This window comes from Trichloromonas sp., from assembly GCF_034006665.1.
Taxonomy (GTDB): domain Bacteria; phylum Desulfobacterota; class Desulfuromonadia; order Desulfuromonadales; family Trichloromonadaceae; genus Trichloromonas.
Genome location: NZ_JAVESI010000014.1, coordinates 44,377 through 61,598 on the forward strand (window position 1 = coordinate 44,377; position 17,222 = coordinate 61,598).

14 protein-coding genes and 1 pseudogene are annotated in these 17,222 nt (G+C 49.9%); 14 read left to right on the forward strand and 1 reads right to left on the reverse strand.

All coding sequences use genetic code 11. From position 1 onward, the window contains the following. Window positions 1-60: 60 nt before the first annotated feature. The 3 genes from RBR25_RS07560 to RBR25_RS07570 are packed head-to-tail and all read left to right on the forward strand — an operon-like array spanning window position 61 to window position 3,496. Window positions 61-924 (forward strand): ABC transporter ATP-binding protein, encoded by an 864-nt coding sequence (locus RBR25_RS07560; RefSeq protein ID WP_432818937.1) that lies wholly within the window; start codon window positions 61-63, stop codon window positions 922-924. Further along, on the forward strand, window positions 915-2,648 hold the full coding sequence (locus RBR25_RS07565) for a hypothetical protein (protein WP_432818938.1): 1,734 nt from the start codon (window positions 915-917) through the stop codon (window positions 2,646-2,648). Before RBR25_RS07560 ends, RBR25_RS07565 begins: the two co-directional genes overlap by 10 nt. Continuing rightward, the gene (locus RBR25_RS07570; RefSeq protein WP_432818939.1) at window positions 2,645-3,496 is read left to right on the forward strand and encodes a decaprenyl-phosphate phosphoribosyltransferase; all 852 of its coding nucleotides are present in this window, start codon (window positions 2,645-2,647) and stop codon (window positions 3,494-3,496) included. Before RBR25_RS07565 ends, RBR25_RS07570 begins: the two co-directional genes overlap by 4 nt. A 55-nt stretch (window positions 3,497-3,551) precedes the next feature. On the opposite strand, the pseudogene RBR25_RS07575 reads toward RBR25_RS07570, so the two are convergent. Continuing rightward, window positions 3,552-4,928: pseudogene (locus RBR25_RS07575) on the reverse strand (IS4 family transposase). A 127-nt stretch (window positions 4,929-5,055) separates the two neighbouring features. Here RBR25_RS07575 and RBR25_RS07580 point away from each other — a divergent pair. From RBR25_RS07580 to RBR25_RS07630, 11 genes are all read left to right on the forward strand, one after another. Next, window positions 5,056-5,886, forward strand: a complete 831-nt coding sequence (locus RBR25_RS07580) for an ABC transporter permease (protein WP_432818940.1) — start codon at window positions 5,056-5,058, stop codon at window positions 5,884-5,886. Window positions 5,887-5,896: 10 nt separating this feature from the next. Further along, window positions 5,897-7,171, forward strand: coding sequence for an ABC transporter ATP-binding protein (locus tag RBR25_RS07585; RefSeq protein WP_432818941.1), 1,275 nt, complete (start codon window positions 5,897-5,899; stop codon window positions 7,169-7,171). Between the two features lie 148 nt (window positions 7,172-7,319). After that, on the forward strand, window positions 7,320-8,129 hold the full coding sequence (locus RBR25_RS07590) for an FkbM family methyltransferase (protein WP_432818942.1): 810 nt from the start codon (window positions 7,320-7,322) through the stop codon (window positions 8,127-8,129). Window positions 8,130-8,385: 256 nt separating this feature from the next. After that, entirely contained in the window at window positions 8,386-9,228 is an 843-nt protein-coding gene (locus tag RBR25_RS07595) for a glycosyltransferase family 9 protein (RefSeq protein ID WP_432818943.1), read from the forward strand. 1 nt (window position 9,229) lies between these two features. Beyond that, window positions 9,230-10,369 carry a glycosyltransferase WbsX family protein gene (locus tag RBR25_RS07600; protein ID WP_432818944.1) on the forward strand — a complete coding sequence of 380 codons (1,140 nt, stop codon included), beginning with the start codon at window positions 9,230-9,232 and terminating at the stop codon, window positions 10,367-10,369. A gap of 20 nt (window positions 10,370-10,389) precedes the next feature. Then, window positions 10,390-11,376 (forward strand): glycosyltransferase family 2 protein, encoded by a 987-nt coding sequence (locus RBR25_RS07605; RefSeq protein WP_432818945.1) that lies wholly within the window; start codon window positions 10,390-10,392, stop codon window positions 11,374-11,376. A gap of 166 nt (window positions 11,377-11,542) precedes the next feature. After that, window positions 11,543-12,481: a glycosyltransferase family 2 protein gene (locus RBR25_RS07610; protein WP_432818946.1), complete on the forward strand. Its 939-nt coding sequence runs from the start codon at window positions 11,543-11,545 to the stop codon at window positions 12,479-12,481. A gap of 96 nt (window positions 12,482-12,577) precedes the next feature. Continuing rightward, window positions 12,578-13,780 carry a hypothetical protein gene (locus RBR25_RS07615; RefSeq protein WP_432818947.1) on the forward strand — a complete coding sequence of 401 codons (1,203 nt, stop codon included), beginning with the start codon at window positions 12,578-12,580 and terminating at the stop codon, window positions 13,778-13,780. 1 nt (window position 13,781) lies between these two features. Then, complete coding sequence (gene ispD / locus RBR25_RS07620; protein WP_432818948.1) at window positions 13,782-15,140, forward strand: 2-C-methyl-D-erythritol 4-phosphate cytidylyltransferase; 1,359 nt, start codon at window positions 13,782-13,784, stop codon at window positions 15,138-15,140. A 25-nt stretch (window positions 15,141-15,165) separates the two neighbouring features. Next, on the forward strand, window positions 15,166-15,909 hold the full coding sequence (locus RBR25_RS07625) for a CDP-alcohol phosphatidyltransferase family protein (protein WP_432818949.1): 744 nt from the start codon (window positions 15,166-15,168) through the stop codon (window positions 15,907-15,909). Between the two features lie 34 nt (window positions 15,910-15,943). Further along, window positions 15,944-17,095, forward strand: a complete 1,152-nt coding sequence (locus RBR25_RS07630) for a glycosyltransferase family 9 protein (protein WP_432818950.1) — start codon at window positions 15,944-15,946, stop codon at window positions 17,093-17,095. Window positions 17,096-17,222 lie beyond the last annotated feature (127 nt).

The window sequence follows — 17,222 nt, forward strand, 5'->3', positions numbered from 1 at the left end:
ATTCTTCCTATTCAAATCAGCTACCTGTCAAAAATCTATCGAGGTAAAAAGGGAAAGCGGGTGAACGCTTTGACCTCCCTTTCCCTGGAAATCAAGCCGGGTGAAGTGTTCGGTTTTCTCGGCCCGAATGGAGCGGGTAAGAGTACCACCATCAAGACATTGATGGGGCTGATCAGGCCTACAGCCGGTGATGCCCGACTTTTCGGAGTGCCGGTGGCTGACCCGGCGGCGCGCAAGCGGGTCGGTTATCTGCCCGAAAATCCGGCGTTTTACGACTTTCTCACGGCGCGGGAGTATTTGCGCTTTGTCGGTGAGGCTTTCGGCATGTCAAATGCCGCGATCCTTACCGAAAGTAACCGAGTGCTTACCCTGTTGGATTTGCAGGCCGCCGCTGATCGCCCCATGCGGGGTTACAGCAAGGGCATGGTGCAAAGGTTAGGATTGGCCCAGACCCTGCTGCATGATCCTGATCTGTACATTCTCGATGAGCCGATGAGCGGTCTTGACCCCATTGGTCGGGCGTTGGTCAAGGAGATCATTCTCGATCTCAAGAAACGTGGGAAAACGGTCTTTTTCAGCACCCATGTTACCGCCGATGCTGAGCGGGTTTGTGACCGTATCGGAGTGATCGTCAACGGAGTGTTGCAGGAAGAACGAGTGGTCAGTGACCTGTTGCGCGAAGGGGTGGATGGCTATTTCTGCCGGTTGTGCGGTGTCGCCTTGGCGTCCGTGAGTTCGTTCGGGGCGGTTGATTGTGGCGACGGCATCGTTGAGATTTTTGTACCCCGTGACCGATTCGATGCGTTTGCCGCGCAAATGCTGGCTACCGGAGGTTCCTTCGATCTGATCGAACCGCATCGCCGTGATGTTGAGGATTATTTCCTTTCCCTGGTCCGTGATTCCAAGGGTGTTTCATGCGGTTGAAGCTGTGGCATGGCCTGCTGATTACCTGCCTGTTGACGCTGCTGGTTTATTATCCGACCTTGCATGCAGGTTACAACTCGGTCGATGACCTTAAAATGATCAACGGCATCGAAAATGCCGGACCTTTCGACTTGCAGAAGCATTTTTTCCCCGATTCGAAACGCTATTATTATCGGCCGTTAAACAGTCTGACTTTTTATTTCGATCGAGATGTCTGGGGCACGCTACCCTCGTTCATGCACCTGGAAAATATTCTGCTGCACCTTGGCTGCGCCCTCTTGGTCTATGCCATTACCCGCCGCTTGACCCGTCTGTTCGACCACTCTGAAGAAATCATTCCCCTCTTTGCTGCCTTGTTTTTTGCCTTGCATCCATTGACGGCCGAATCGGTTTGCTGGATTTCCGGCCGCACCGATCCGCTGTCGGGATTGTTCATGTTGCTCGCGGTCTGGTTGACCCTGATTGGTTTGCAGTCCCGCAATCTTCTGGCTTCGATTGGCGCGGGGGTGGCTTTGCTCTTGGCTTGTCTTGCCAAGGAGGTGGCGGTTTTTATCTTGCCGGGTCTGTTCTGGATGGTGGTGGTTTATCCCGAGCAGGGCCTTTCGTTTATAGGTCGTTTGAAGCGGCAGTGGTTCGCCTTGACGGCACCGGTGCTGGCGACGGTCGGTTATTTCGTTATTCGTCATTTGGCCATAGCTCGGGACACCGGGGTCAGTACGGCGCTTAAGGGCGTTGCCGCCGGCGATTACGATCTGTTGAATAAAATCCGCGTGGCGTTGAAGGTTTATGGCTTCTACTTCAAGAAACTGCTCATCCCTTGGCCGTTGAACTTCGGCATTATAGAAGTCTCCGGCTGGTATGTGTTGGCTGGGCTGCTGCTGGCGGGAGTGCTTTTCTGGCTGGCTGTACGGCGGCGGGTTCTGGAAGCTTTTGGCCTGATGGCTTTTTGTGTGCTGGCGCCGGCGGTTCTGGTACCCTTCGGCAAAATGGCCTGGACTCCCCTGGCCGAACGTTATCTTTATACTCCGGTGGCGCTTTTCGCGCCGATGGCGAGTATCTATCTGTTTCGCGGCCTGGCTCGATTGCGCCCCTTGCTCCAACGGCGTGGCTCGCAAGCGTTGATTCTCCTCTTGCTGGTATTCTTCGCCTCGACCCTGCACCGTGCCTGGATCTGGCAGGACAACGAGCGTCTGTATCGCGACACGGTGGCGAAGAGCCCTAATCTGCCGGCTGCGAAAGCGGAACTGGCCTCGGCTTTACTGCGCAAGGGGAAGATGGAGGAATCGGAAGCGATTCTGGTTCAAATGCAGAAGGATAATCCGACGAGCGGGTATCTGGTCGACGATTTTAATCTGGCGCAACGTTATGCTGCCCGTGGTGATCATGCCCAAGCCCGTGATCTGCTGATTATCCATCTGGACAAGAAACACAAGAAATATCATGATCTGCTTCTGGCGCTGGTCAAGATCAACGATGCCCGTCTGGGCACGGTTACCGAGCAAGAACAACGGGAAATCCAACGGGAGTCCCTTGACTGGTTGCTTGAAGCCCAGCGGGTGCGGCCGAATGCCTTTACTCGTTACCGGATCGGCAAATACCAACTGCAGTTGGGGGATGAAGAAGCTGCGCTCGAATCATTCCGGGCGGCTTTGGAGAAAGCCCCGGCCGATGCCCATTATCTGCAAGCGGCTAAAACATTTATCAAGAAACTGGAAGGGTCATGAACCCCTGGGTTGTGCTCAAGCTGCTGCGCCCCCACCAGTGGCTGAAAAACCTCCTTCTTTTCTTCCCGCCCTTTCTGGGGGGCAGTCTTTTTTTGCCGGGGGTGTGGCAAAAGGGTCTGGCCCCCTTTGTCGCTTTTTGTCTCGCTTCTAGCGCTACCTATGTTTTCAACGATCTGCGCGACTGCGAAAGCGACCGGGTGCATCCGCGCAAGCAGCATCGGCCGTTGGCCAGTGGCGCGGTGTCGCCCTTGTTTGCTGTCGGCTTGGCCGTGGGGATGCTCGCGGTTTCGCTGGTTTTAGGCTGGGGCATCTCTTTGCCTTTTATTGGCTGGCTGCTGGCTTATCTTGGCCTGTCCTTTGCTTATTCATTTGCTTTGAAAGACCAGCCGGTTTTCGATATTTTCTGTATCGCCTCGGGTTTTGTCTTTCGCGTCTTCGCCGGTGGCGTGGCCTTCGATGTCAAGGTTTCGGACTGGCTCTTTCTCACGGTCTTGCTGTTGGCGATCTTTCTCAGTTGCGGCAAGCGGTTGAGCGAGAAGCAACTCCTCGGCGAGGCGTCCGCCGACCATCGCAAGGTGCTGGAAGGGTATCCCCCAGGAACGCTGGAAGGGTACATGTACATTTCCGGCGCGGCGGTGCTGGTAACCTACACCCTGTACGTCATCACCAATCATCGCTTGGTCTATACCGTGCCGCTCTGTTGTTTAGGTCTGTTTCGTTACCTGCTCATCGTCAAACGCGGCCAGAGTGGCGATCCCACCGAATCGCTTCTGAAAGACCCCGTGATGTTTCTGGTGGGGTTGGTGTGGTCGATCCTGGTGGGTTACTGGATTTATTTGGGGTATTAACTCAACTTTCGCAGCAGCATGACAGGGCCTAAAGTCTTGAAATCAAATTGATCTTTCAAAAGACATGGGCCGGAAGTAGCGTTGCTCGTCGCAACAAGGCCGGTATCTGGGCCATGAAGTCCTCCAGCATCCCCCTTAGCGGGGCGGTCGTGAGTTCGGCGAAGGCCTTCAATCCCTGCTCCTGATGGCTCAAGAGCAGTCGGAGTGCTTCGGCAAAACTGACCTGCCTCAACTCATCGCATCCGGCATGAAACAAGGTTCCCAGGGTGCGCGGATCGTTGTGCGTGCGCCGGGCAACCTCCAGCATGATATAGCGGGAGAAAACAATCGTCGTATGGGCGACCAGCGCATCGTAGCTGCGGCTCTGAAATCCCTTGGCTAACCGCAGATAGCTCTTGGTAATTTTGAAAAACACCTCGATGTCCCAGCGCCGCGTGTAGAGCTTGGCGATCTCTTCGTCGGCAAGGTTGACATCGGTGGACAGCAATGCCAGCCACTTTCTGGTACTGCGATTTCGGACGAAGACGATTTTGGCCATGACGGCCTTCCCCTGGTCATCCGTGCCCAGCTCAACAAGAACCGAGGCCAGAATCTTCGCCCGGCCGCTACGCTTGCGGACGCTCTTGTACAGATCGCCGAGGGTGAGGTCGACCCCCTGATAGCCGTAGGTGATGGTCTTCATGGCCTTGAGCATGCAGATAACCTGCTGCTTTTGTTGGAGCAGCCCGAGGATCGTTGCCGGGAAGGCGAACCAACTGTCGAAGAGCAAGTAATCGGCGGTGATACCGCTATGGCGGGCTTGCATCACCAGGTCCTTGAGCGCTTCCGGAGCCTTGCGCAGACTCTCGGCCCGGCGCTTGAAACCGTTGGTCCGTTTGTCGATCTCGGCCATCGGCATCAGGCGATTTTTCTCCTTGGCGGAGCTCAGCAGGCTGAACGATACCGGCACACAGGTGGAGCCATCGGACCAGCCCAGCGTCAGCAACCGGAACCCGCGGTAGTAGCGATTCTCGTTATGATCGTGGACACGGGCCAGAAGCTCCACTTTTTTGCTGCGGTTGCGGTTTTAGAGCGAGTCATCGACGATGAAAACCTTCGGCGTCTGCTCCGACGTCAGCGGCAGAATCTGCTTGCGGATCACTGCGGCGCTCAACAAATGCAGGAACTTGCGCCAGTTGGCGTTGACCGAATTGAGAAATCGGTACACGGTGTCCTTGCCGATTTCGTCCCCGGCAGGATCGGCCTGCAAATAGCGGAACAGATTCTTGCCGGTGAAAACCAGGCAGAAGATAAACCGCATCACCGCGACGGGTGCAATTCCGCACTGCTTGGCCATGTTGCTTTGCTTCAAGAGTAAAGCGACACGCTGATGGTCAAAAAACGAATTAATTTGGTTCTGACATGAAACAGTCTCTGCTACACTCTGATCCAAAGCGTCATCTCCTGAGGGTAGATTGGTTGTTTGGCGACAACCCATTCTATTACAGTTGATGGCGCTTTTGTTCAATTATTTCATATATTTATTTGTTGTGGGTGCCTGCGAAAGTTGAGGTATTAATATGGAACCAGAGTTCGATCTAATTATCGAGCCAGGAGGAGGGATCGGTAGTTATTGGCGGGATTTGTGGCGTTATCGCGAGCTTTTCTTTTTTATGGCGTGGCGAGATATCCTTGTACGTTACAAACAGACAGTGATTGGAGTGGCCTGGAGCGTTATCCGCCCCTTGATGATCCTTGTTGTCTTTACTGTAATTTTCGGTAAGATTGCCCGTTTTCCTGTGGAAGGGAATGCTCCCTATCCGGTGATGGTCCTTGCCGCTCTTCTGCCGTGGCAACTCTTTTCAAATTCTCTTTCTGAAAGCAGCAATTCTCTCATCCTTAACGCCAATATGATTTCTAAAGTTTACTTTCCTCGTTTGATAATCCCGGCAAGCGCGGTGATCGTTAGTCTGGTTGACTTTTTAATCTCCTTTTCTCTTCTTGTCGGAGTCATGCTCTGGTACCGGTTTGTGCCTGGTTGGCATATCTTGACCTTGCCACTGTTTCTCCTTCTTGCCTTGATTACAGCATTGGGGGGTGGTTTGTGGATGTCTGCCCTCAATGTTAAGTATCGAGATTTTCGTTATATTATTCCCTTTATTGTTCAGTTTGGTCTGTATATTTCTCCCGTTGGTTTTAGCAGTGGAGTTGTCCCGGACCAGTGGCGTCTTCTTTATTCGATCAATCCAATGGTCGGTGTTATCGATGGTTTCCGCTGGGCCATTCTGGGCGGCGGTGTTGTTTTTTACTGGCCAGGTTTTTTTCTCTCACTCGCACTATGCCTAACCCTCTTTTTGTCGGGACTGGCTTTCTTCCGTCGGTCCGAGCAGCAATTCGCGGACGTGATTTGAGGAGAGTGCTTTGAGTAGTGTTATCAAGGTTGAAAATCTCGGGAAAAGGTACATCCTGAACCATCGGGAGAAGAGTCGGTTTCCGACGCTGCGCGATGAGATTGTCCAGAAGGCCCAGGGCGTGGGCCGCCGTCTTCTTCATCCCTTGCGCACAAGCTCCGTGCCATTGGAGGGGGCTGCCGGGATGGAGGAGTTCTGGGCGCTCAAGGATGTCTCTTTTGAGGTTAAGCAGGGAGACCGCGTTGGCATCATCGGTCGCAACGGCGCCGGAAAGTCGACCCTCCTTAAGATCCTTTCCCGGATCACCGAGCCGACCACAGGCAGGGTGTCGATAAAGGGGAGAGTGGCAAGTTTACTTGAGGTAGGGACGGGGTTCCATCCGGAATTGACCGGGCGGGAAAATATTTATCTCAATGGCGCCATTCTGGGTATGGGGAAGTTCGAAATCCGGCGAAAATTCGATGAGATAGTTGATTTTTCCGAGGTGGAAAAGTTTCTCGATACGCCGGTGAAGAGGTATTCCTCGGGGATGTATGTGCGACTGGCGTTTGCCGTGGCGGCACATCTTGAGCCTGAGATCCTGATTATCGACGAAGTGCTGGCGGTTGGTGATGCCCAATTTCAGCAAAAATGCTTGGGGAAGATGGAAGAGGTAGGAAAAGCGGACCGCACTGTTCTGTTTGTTAGCCATAACATGGCGGCAATCCGTGCCCTTTGCACGCGTGTTGCCCTCTTTGAAAAGGGGCAGGTAATCGGCCAAGGCGATGCAGAGCATTTCATCAGGGACTATTTAGCCGGTGCCGATTCGACCACTGCTCTGTGGACCAGAGATAACAGTATTTCTCGACCGGATGGAATATGTTTCACGGCAGCCCGGATCGAAACCCTCGATGGGGATTTATGCTCCAGTGTTTCATTGACAAGTTCATTCCGATTGATCATCAAGACGTGCTCTACATCTGACGTTATTGGGGCACAGATAGCCGTCCGGGTTACAAACCAGGAAGGTGTTCCTGTCTTCACCACTACCAACTGTGACCAGTATGGATCTCTTCAAACGATGAGGAAGGGAGAGCACACATTTATAGTTATAATGCCGGGGAACCTGCTCACTCCAGGACGGTATTCTCTCATCATCGCAGCAATTATTCCAGGGGTGAAGCGATTCGATGTCCTTGAAGACAATCTTAGCTTTTGTGTCGAAGATTATGGTGCGCATACGGCTTTGATGAAAGACGGCCGGCTTGGGGTCGTCAGTCCCCTGTTGAAATGGGAATGGGATTGAAATGCAAAACATGGTGGCTCTGGGTCGACTGGCATCAGTGACTTACCAGTTTCTGGTATGCACTGCAAGACTTGCAAACAACAAGCGATGGTCTAGATATTGGAAGAAAGTATGGCATTTTTGCTGCCAATATTTCCATGGGTTGGTCGTGACTACGATTCACGGTAAATCAGTCGTGGTGAATTTTGGGTTCACTTATCCTGTCTTTGCGCGGCGGTTTCCGCTTTTGAATGCTCCCCTTGTTGAACTTGCCTATCAATTGCGGGAGTCAAAAGGACGACCGATATTTTTCGTTGATGTCGGCGCAGCAGTCGGTGATACAGTGCTTTTACTATACGCAAATATCCCAGATGGATTTTCCGGATTTGTCTGTATTGACGGGGATCCTGAATTCTTTTTCTGCTTGGGAAAAAACCTTGGCCACTTGCCGGGAGGGCGCTTGGTCCATTGCCTTTTATCAGACAGTGAAAACGAGGTCGCAGGGTTGATTAGGACACATTCGGGCACGGCCAGCGCCCAGGGCAATGCCAAGAGCAAGCCGATGACTTTGTCTTCCATTGTGTCTGAGGAAGTCGATTTGCTGAAAGTTGATGTCGACGGCTTTGATGGACGAGTGATTTTGGGAGCGCTAGCTTTACTAAGACGCTGTCGCCCCACTGTTATTTTCGAGTGGCACCCCATACTTTGTCGTCAAACGTCCAACAGCTGGAATGATCATTTCGCTGCGCTCGTCGCAGAAGGCTATAATACGTTCTTGTGGTTCACAAAATATGGTAATTTCAGTCATTACATGTTCGGATACTCTCAACGCGAAGTCGATGCAATGGCTGAATATTGCCTTGCCGATATTTCTCTCGATTGGCATTACGACGTTATTGCCCTTCACGATTCGAGCGATATTTCACTCGTGGAACTGGCAAAACTCGACTTCGCCTCAAAGCGCCCTTCGAAGTGGTAGTGATGTTTCTGAAGAAAGTTAACCACTAATCGTGTTTGGTCACCAACTCTCAGCCGGTCGATTTTGGCGACTATTTCCCAGAAAGTTGCAACCTGGTTATCTTAGGCATCGGCTTTCGCTGGAACGGTCGTTCTGGGCTAATCGCTACGCCCTATGGAAATTTCTGCGAAAAGGCGGTCATAATGCTTCAAAGTGTCATGTCATAGCAATCTGCCAGGCGGTTCACCTTGGGGATATTGTGGCGTGTGAACCTGTCGTGAGACACCTGCGCAGAGAGAACCCAGGTGCTATCCTGATTTTTGCGTTACAGCGAAATTACCGGGAATTGGTAGACTCCCACCCTGATATCGACTTCGTTCTCCCTATATTGTGTGTCTCCGAATGGGCCAGGTTTTCAAAATTTAAGTGTTTCGATGAGGTTGTAGATCTTAATATTTATGGTCGCTCCTGTAGTTCTTGCAAGAGCCACTGGTATCAATCTGACGGAAGCAATGGTGTAAATATTTGGAATTATTATGAATATGGTAATTTGCTTCAGGTTTATTGTCGGACAGCTGGGATTGAAATACTTTCTGCAAGTCCACTTGTTTATCCGACATCGGAGGATAAGAACTTTGTTGATAACCTCAAATTACCTGAAAAATTTGTTTCGTTGCATTGTGGAAGCAATGAAGTTGTCAGAACTCTCCCTGCGGCAAAATGGCAACGTATTGTCAATTACTTAAATGAACGTTGGGGGATTCCTGTTGTTGAGGTAGGACTTGATCCGATTCTTTTTTTATCTAATGATAATAATAACATCTCTCTGTGTGGTCAGTTATCTATATTGCAGACAGCGGAAGTGATACGGCGCAGCGAATTATATCTTGGAACAGATAGTGGTCCAGCTCATATTGCAAATGCGGTCGGAACTTACGGCATTATTTCTCTTGGCTATTACAAAGGATTTAAAAAATATATACCTTACTCAGGTGGCTATTATAAAGGTGATAGTTGTACATTGATTTACCATGATGGTCCGGTTTTTGAAATGGATGATAAACTCATTATAGATGCAATAGAACAAAGATTCTGCACTATATTCAATAGGGCTCTGTAATATGAAGCAAATTAAGCCGATTGCAATAGTGTTACCGCAATTTCATCCGATTCCTGAAAATAACTTGTGGTGGGGGGAGGGGTTTACGGAGTGGACTAATGTCGTCAAAGGGCGACCTCGCTTTCGGGGGCATTACCAGCCGCACTTGCCAAAAGATCTTGGCTACTATGATCTTCGGCTACCTGAAATTCGTGAAGCACAGGCGCAACTGGCGAAGCGATACGGGATTTACGGCTTCTGTTATTATCACTATTGGTTCGGTGGTCGGCGCATTCTGGAAAAACCTGTCGACATGATGATAGCAAGTGGCCGGCCAGATTTTCCTTTCATGCTCTGCTGGGCTAACGAAAACTGGTCGCGAAACTGGGACGGCGGCTTCAGGGATATTCTCATAGAACAGACATATTCCAGGGAAGATTTCGTCGCTCATGCCCGCCATCTTGTTAATATTTTCGAGGATAGGCGCTATATCAGAGTCGACGGGAGGCCGGTGTTTGCCATCTACAAGGACGGAAATATTGAAGATTTAGATGCAGGGCTTGACGTCTTCCGCTACGAGTTGAAACGGCACGGGATCGACGTTTATCTGCTCAGATTTGAGCGGAGAGTCGGGACGAGAACGGATTTTGCGAAAGCCTTTGCGGTGTTTGACGCCGGTGCGGAATTCCAGCCTCTCAGTCGGCAATTGGCTATGCTTGACCCATCATGGAAACGTATTGCTTTGTTTAGCCGCCTCAAACCCCTACGTCTGGGCAGTCGCCTGTTCAGTAATAGGGATGTTGGCGTCATTTATCGTTACCAGGATATTGTCGAGAATGACCTGAACTATAATTTTCAGCAAGGTTGGCCGATTTATCCCGGAGTAAGCCCCGGCTGGGACAATTCGCCCCGGCGTGTTGGTCGGAGAGCGCTTGTAATTGATGGTTCGACGCCGGAATTGTTTAAGCGCTGGGTCGTAGGCAAACTCCGAAAGACGGTGTGGGATGGGCTGCCCGAAAAATTCCTGTTTATCAACGCGTGGAACGAGTGGGCCGAGGGGTGTCACCTCGAGCCTTGTGAACGCTGGGGGACGCAGTTCCTGCAGGCATTGCAACAGGGTATCGAGGACGCCTGCGATAATTGCAACGACACGAACTGTTAGGCGAATTCGAAGGTCTTGTTATGCTTGATAGGGTCTCCATCTCTCTTGCAACCTACAACGGTGCGGAATTTCTTCCGGAGCAGCTTGCCAGCTATATCGATCAAACTAGGCGCCCAGACGAACTTGTCGTGTGCGATGATTGCTCGACAGACGGTACGGTCGGCATCGTTAAGGATTTCGCACGTTCGGCACCGTTTGCCGTCAGAATTTATGAGAATTCATTCAATCAAGGTTACGTCCGAAATTTTTCGAGGGCCCTTAGCCTTTGCACTGGCGATGTTGTTTTTCTGAGCGATCAGGACGACGTATGGCATCGCGACAAAATTGCAAAGATGCTGGCGTATTTCGACGCGAATCCGGAAGTGCAACTGCTTATACACGATGTGCTGTTTTGCAGAAAGGACCTGTCGTCGATCGGGCAGACCAAGATCGAGAGGATGACAGGTGTGTATGATCTCCAGACGCAGTATGTTGTTGGTATGGCCACGGCCATTAGGGCGTCATTTTTGCGTATATGCTTGCCGGTCCCTGATGAGGATGGGTTGACTCATGATCTCTGGCTGCACAGGTGTGCTGTCGCCGTGAACAGAAAGGGGGTCGTTCATGACGTTTTGGCTTTTTACCGGAGACATGGTGCAAACGCCACAACACACGCCCTGAACTCAGAATTCGCCACGACCAGAAAACAATTGAAAAGAAATTTCCCCGGAACGTTGAGTTGCATGACTTCAGCGAGAATTATTGGCAGTACCGATCTTACTGCCTTGTCTCGGTGGTTGCAGACAAACAAGGCTGCGCTGGTCGGACGAGGATTTTGCCTCGAGGAGCAGGTTGAGGGGCTGGTAGCCCGCGACATGGTCCGGGCATCTTGTTCTAGGGAACGTTTAGAGATCCTTTCGCGACCGAGATGGCACCGACCATTGAAGGTTTTGCGGTTTTATATGAAAGGCGGCTATGGATATTTTGTTGGTTGGAAAAGCGCCGCGAAGGATCTATTGATCCGATAGGGGTTTTGATTTCTAAGAAGAGGTCAAACAGGAGGAAGTCTTTGTTTGCTAAGTCTATTAAATCTTGATTGGTGTATATTCATGAGCTTCCCTGTCGGGTAGACATTTGAAAAAAAGAGTTCCCGGCATTTCTTGACATGTTGTTCAGCGACTTGGTAGAACAGAAATGGAGAATATTGAAGTGAGTTCGATGCCTTTAGTGTCTGTTGTTATAACAACCTATAAACGTTCGGAGATGCTTCTTCGTGCTATAGAATCCGTACTGATCCAGACATATAAAGATATCGAAGTTATTGTTGTTGACGATGGCTCACCCGAGCCTGTTTGTGATTCTTTGCAGCAGATTTTTGGTGACCGAATTCGATGTGTATCGCACCCCCAAAACTTAGGTGCCCCTGCAGCCCGTAACACCGGAATTAGGCAGTCTAGGGGGAAGTATGTCGCCTTTTTGGATGATGATGATGTGTGGTTGCCTCAAAAATTAGAGAAACAGATGCTTCTGTTTGATGAGGGGGTAGCCATGGTCTTCTGTGGTGAAGCTATTTACGCTGACGGTAAACTCGTTCGAGAAAGGCCGGCGAAATGGCTGGCCGGTGGCAATAACGGGCTACTCAGATACAACCCTATTGGTGGAACATCCGTTGCAGTTATTGATAAAAAATGCCTTGATGATGTTAAGGGGTTCGATGAAGCGCTTCAAGCGGCCCAAGATTGGGATCTTTGGCTGCGGATATCCCAGAAACACTCCATCAGATGTGTCCCGGAAGTACTAATTTGCCGGCATCTGCATGGACTGCAGATTAGCAGTTCGTTAAAAAAAAGAATTTGTGGAAGAATGCAGTTTATTGAAAAGCATAAGGATTTACTTTCTACCGAACCTTTTTCCTTGGCGCAAAATCTTCGCCGCTTAGCGTGTCTTCAATATATAGATAATAATAAAGAAATAGCCAATAATTATTTTATGGAAGCAATTAGGGCTTATCCTTTCTCAAGGAATAATTATATTTGCTACTTTGTTAGCCTATTTTTTCCAAAGAAACTTGCTGATAAAATATTGTCTTTATTTGCAGTATCTATTTATAAAGACAAGATGATGTACCATTAAAAACTTTTTTCTACGGATATGGTTTGCAGATTGACTTGCACATGCCTGTATCTTTGATCCATTAATACTAATTACCAATACTCAATACGGTTTTCAGTGAAAATAGCTATATACTGCAATAATATTCCGCAATGTAGATTTTTTCTAAGACTTGTTGATGCCTTGAAATCTCGTGGAGACCAAGTGCTCTTTTGGTCAAATCGTTTGTCTGTTGTGCTTATGGCGCGCCAATTTGGACAGCAGGCTTTTTTGCTTAAAAGGTTTGGCCGTATCGGAGATGGTAACCTTATTGAGAACCCGGAACTTTCTTTTGAAAACAAGCATGGAATTCTGACCAGAGCTGCCGCAAGTCGTTGTATTACCAGAGCAGAAGCTGCTGTAAGGTGTTTTTTTCAAAATCATCAACCAGATCAACTTTGGGTGTGGAATGGATGCAATCTTGTCAGGCAAACTATGGTAGCTGAAGCTGTCCGGATGGGCATTGGAAGACTTTTCTTTGAGGTCGGAAATTTCCCAGGAAAGCTGTTCGTTGATAAAGAGGGTGTAAATTGCCGGTCCTGGTATTTCAAGCATCGACATGAATTACGAAAATCCTATGTAGATATGGGCGGCTTTAAGGTTTGGAAGGAAGCATTTCTTGCGACCAAACGACAACAGCATCTTGTGCCGCAGGCACGTTTTGCCGATACCTTCAATCTTAAATTCATCTATGATCTAATTGGATTCTGGTTTTTGGGGGCCATTACATCCGATCCTCCTCGCCCAGTCTGGCGAACCATTGATTTTATGCAGAAAATGTTGCATCAGGTTCCACTTGACGTTTTTCAGCCTGAGAGAGAACCGGGATATTTTTTCTTTCCGTTACAGGTTAGCACCGACAGTCAGGTTTTATGGAATAGTGATATTTCTCAGGCTGATGCTTTGCGAAAGGCTACGGAGATGGCCCGGAAGGAAGGGAGATTACTCGTCGTCAAACCCCACCCGGCTGAGCCTCATTGGGCGGCAACCCGTAAAATTTTACATTTGAAGAAACAATTAGGTTTTAAGCTTGTTGGCGGAAATACGTTTATTTTGCTTGAACATTGCAGTCGTGCCATTACGTTGAATTCCACAGTTGGTTTAGAGGCAATTCTTCTTGGTAAACCCGTCTTGACTCTTGGACATGCTCATTATAGTGGCTTCGATGAGTTGGATTTAATTATTTATATCGAAAAATATTTATTGAATATCGACTTCTTTTCAGAGGAACCTATTTCAGAATCGCAACTCGATGCTGTTTTAACTCGTGGGAACATTTAAGGTGAATACAACATCCATTGTCCTTGCTTCAGGTTCTGGACTTCGGTTTGGCGACAATCACCCAAAGCAATTTACCAAGCTGGCTGGGCTTCCGGTATTGGTTCACACGCTCAAAGTATTCAACACTTTTCCTGGTATCGATAGAGTGATTGTCGTCACCAACGAAGAATATGTGGAGCATGTTTGGGATTTGGTCAATAAGTATGGACTCTCAAAAGTCCACACGGTGGTAAGTGGTGGTGCAACCCGCCAGGAATCGTCGCGAATCGGTTTGGCTTGTTGTGATTCCGATACCGATTTCGTTCTGATTCACGACGGGGTCCGTCCTTTCGTTTCACATCAGGTTCTGCATCGTCTGGTCGAGGCGGTGCGAGTACACGGCGCAGTCGATACCGTTATCCCCTCCGCCGATACCCTGGTTGAAGTTGACGAAGGAAATTTTATTCGTAATATCCCTGATCGTTCTCGTTTTCGCCGGGGGCAAACCCCACAAGCCTTTTCTTATCCGCTCATATTGCAGGCACATCACCTGAGCCGGGATGCCGGTATTGAGAATTCCACCGATGATTGTGCTTTGGTATTACGAATGGGACATCCGGTTTTTGTTGTCGAGGGCGAGGAGCAAAACATAAAAATCACCTATCCCCTCGATCTGCACCTTGCGGATAAACTTTTTCAGCTGAATGCCCTTTCTCCACGCACGCTTGGCGATCTGTCGCCATATTTCGATGGACGGGTGTTTGTCATCATTGGCGGCACCCAGGGCATCGGTGCCGCGATTGCCGACTTGTTGCGGCGACGGGGTTCGGTGAAGGTTTACGCGTTAGGGAGAACCTCGCTGCCGGCTATTGAGGTCACCGACCCCACATCCGTTGAATCGTGCTTGAATCATATCCTCGCCAGGGAAGGGCGCATTGATTATGTCGTCAATTGCGCCGGGGATTTGATCCGTAAAAATGTGGCCAATATGAGTCAGGAGGAATGGGATCATCTCTATCGGGTGAATGTGTCCGGGAATTTCTGCCTTGCCAAAGCTTTGATGCCAATCTGGGAAAATCAAAAGTCCGGGAATCTGATGCTGGTCGGTTCGAGCAGTTATACCCGCGGGCGCGGCGGATATGCCGCCTACAGCAGCGCCAAGGCCGCCTTGGTCAATTTCTGTCAAGCCCTGGCCGAGGAGGTGGATTGCTGGAATGTAAAAGTCAATGTTGCCAGTCCTGGGCGGGTGCGGACCGATTTACGTTTGCGCAATTTTGGGCACGAACCGCCTGAAACTCTTCTTGACCCAAGGGATGTCGCCGAACGCATTCTTTCCGCGTTGACCATGGAGACGACTGGAAGCGTTTTTGAAATCCGTTGACTGTTTGTGTGTCGGATGGGATGTCATGGTAAAAAAACAACATAACTATACCTTGGACCAGGTCCATGCAAAACTGGTGTTGCGTTCCTGGTGGGCGTCCTTCGTGGTACTTCCCTTAGCCAATCGTCTGGTTGTTCTTATATGCAACCACACTGAATTGACCCCTAATCAAATAACAACGATTTCGTGTTTTTTTAGATTTATTTCCGCTTTAAGTTTTCTTACTGGCAATCGCTCGGGCCTTATTCTGGGAGCGATTTTTTATTATTTGGGGTATTTGATCGATTGCATCGATGGTCCCGTCGCTCGTTTAAAAGGAAAAACTTCAAATTTTGGACGTTATTTTGATCATATGTCGGATCTGATCGGTGACATTCTGATATTGTCGGCATTGGCATTTGGGCAAGGTGTTTTGGCAACGTTCATGGTTGTTGCGATGATTTTTATGCATATTGCCGAATCTTATATTTCTTACTTGGTTAATTTATCTTTTGGAGTAGTGAAAGTTTCTGAAAATTCACCTGATTATTCAAAAAAATATTATTTCCTTCGGGGTTTTCAGCGGTATCGTGAATTCTTCTTTCGCCGAAACTTCAAGTCATTTTTATCTTTTCCTGACTATGAAGCGTTAACGTTATTTTTATTTCCCCTCTTGGGATTTCCCCTTGTTGGGTTGAAGATCGGTTTTTGTTTGCTATTGATAACGACGTTTTACACCATATTTTCCTCTTTTATTTCCATCCATACCGGCGAGCGCCGTTTCCCCTGAATGCCAGGTTGGGTGATTATTCTGGTGGGTCCATTTGAATATCAAGTGGTTGAAAAGAATAGATAGAGTCTTAGGTATTTTCACTGCGTGGATACTTCCACCGCCGAAGCTCAAAATTGCACCACTGAATTCTCCCAGCATTCTCCTCATTCGTCCCGGCGGCATCGGCGATGCCGTTCATCTTATCCCCATCATCCACGTCCTGAAATCCGCCTACCCATCCTTAACGATCGATATCCTCGCCGAAAAACGCAATGCCTCGGTCTTTAACCTCTGCCCGCAGATTGATCGGATTTTCCTTTACGACCGCCCTGCGGAATTTCTTCAGGTGTTCCGTTGTCGCTACGACGTCATCATCGATACCGAACAGTGGCACCGCCTATCCGCCATCGTTGCCCGTCTGATCCGTTCAAATGTCAAGATCGGCTTCGCCACCAACGAACGGCGACGGATGTTCACCCATGGCATCGACTATGCTCATGATGATTATGAGATGGAGAGTTTCGCTCACCTTCTGCGTCCTCTCGACATTTCTTGCATCCCCGACGGCGACAAACCTTTTCTTTCCGTCCCACCCGCCGCCGCCAACCGCGTCCAGGAACTGCTCGCAGGAATAACCGAACCCTTCGTCACTCTCTTCCCCGGCGCCAGCATTCCCGAGCGTCGATGGGGGGCGGAACGGTTTAGGGAATTGGCCGGGTGTTTGCTCCACGCGGGGAGGAATGTCGTCGTCGTGGGGGGCAGGGAGGATCGCGAGGCGGGGGAAGAGATCGTCAAGGATGGCGGACTGAATCTGGCGGGGCGAACGACTCTGGTGGAAACAGCCGCCATCCTGCAACGCAGTGCCCTGCTGGTCAGCGGCGATTCCGGCGTGCTGCATCTGGCCGTCGGCCTGGGAATCCCGACCGTTTCCCTCTTCGGCCCCGGCATCGCCGCCAAATGGGCACCCCGGGGAGCGCGCCACGCGGTCATCAACCTCAACCTGCCATGCTCCCCCTGCACCCGCTTCGGCACCACCCCGCCATGTCCCATCCACGCCCGCTGCATTCAGGAAATATCCGTAGACAGGATTTATGACCAGGTCGAGTCCTTGCGGGCCGTGTCGGACATCTTTACCAAACGGTTCCAGTCGCGGCGCGGTGATGCTCAGTGGACGCGGGATGAACTTCACGAACGGGATTGCTGATCTTTCATCCCCTTCATCCCCTTCATCCCTTTCATCCCTGAAAATCTCGAAGTTTTTCCTAAACGCAACACGATGCGGTTCCTGCGTCACCGCATCCTACGAATTTTGGCAGCAGGGCGTCGACGGT

Excerpts from the sequence above, each read along its gene's own strand:
- RBR25_RS07605 (WP_432818945.1), top strand. The coding sequence starts at position 10,390 with ATGCTTGATAGGGTCTCCATCTCTCTTGCAACCTACAACGGTGCGGAA.
- RBR25_RS07625 (WP_432818949.1), top strand. The coding sequence starts at position 15,166 with ATGGTAAAAAAACAACATAACTATACCTTGGACCAGGTCCATGCAAAA.
- RBR25_RS07565 (WP_432818938.1), top strand. The coding sequence starts at position 915 with ATGCGGTTGAAGCTGTGGCATGGCCTGCTGATTACCTGCCTGTTGACG.
- RBR25_RS07580 (WP_432818940.1), top strand. The coding sequence starts at position 5,056 with ATGGAACCAGAGTTCGATCTAATTATCGAGCCAGGAGGAGGGATCGGT.
- RBR25_RS07570 (WP_432818939.1), top strand. The coding sequence starts at position 2,645 with ATGAACCCCTGGGTTGTGCTCAAGCTGCTGCGCCCCCACCAGTGGCTG.
- RBR25_RS07600 (WP_432818944.1), top strand. The coding sequence starts at position 9,230 with ATGAAGCAAATTAAGCCGATTGCAATAGTGTTACCGCAATTTCATCCG.
- RBR25_RS07610 (WP_432818946.1), top strand. The coding sequence starts at position 11,543 with ATGGAGAATATTGAAGTGAGTTCGATGCCTTTAGTGTCTGTTGTTATA.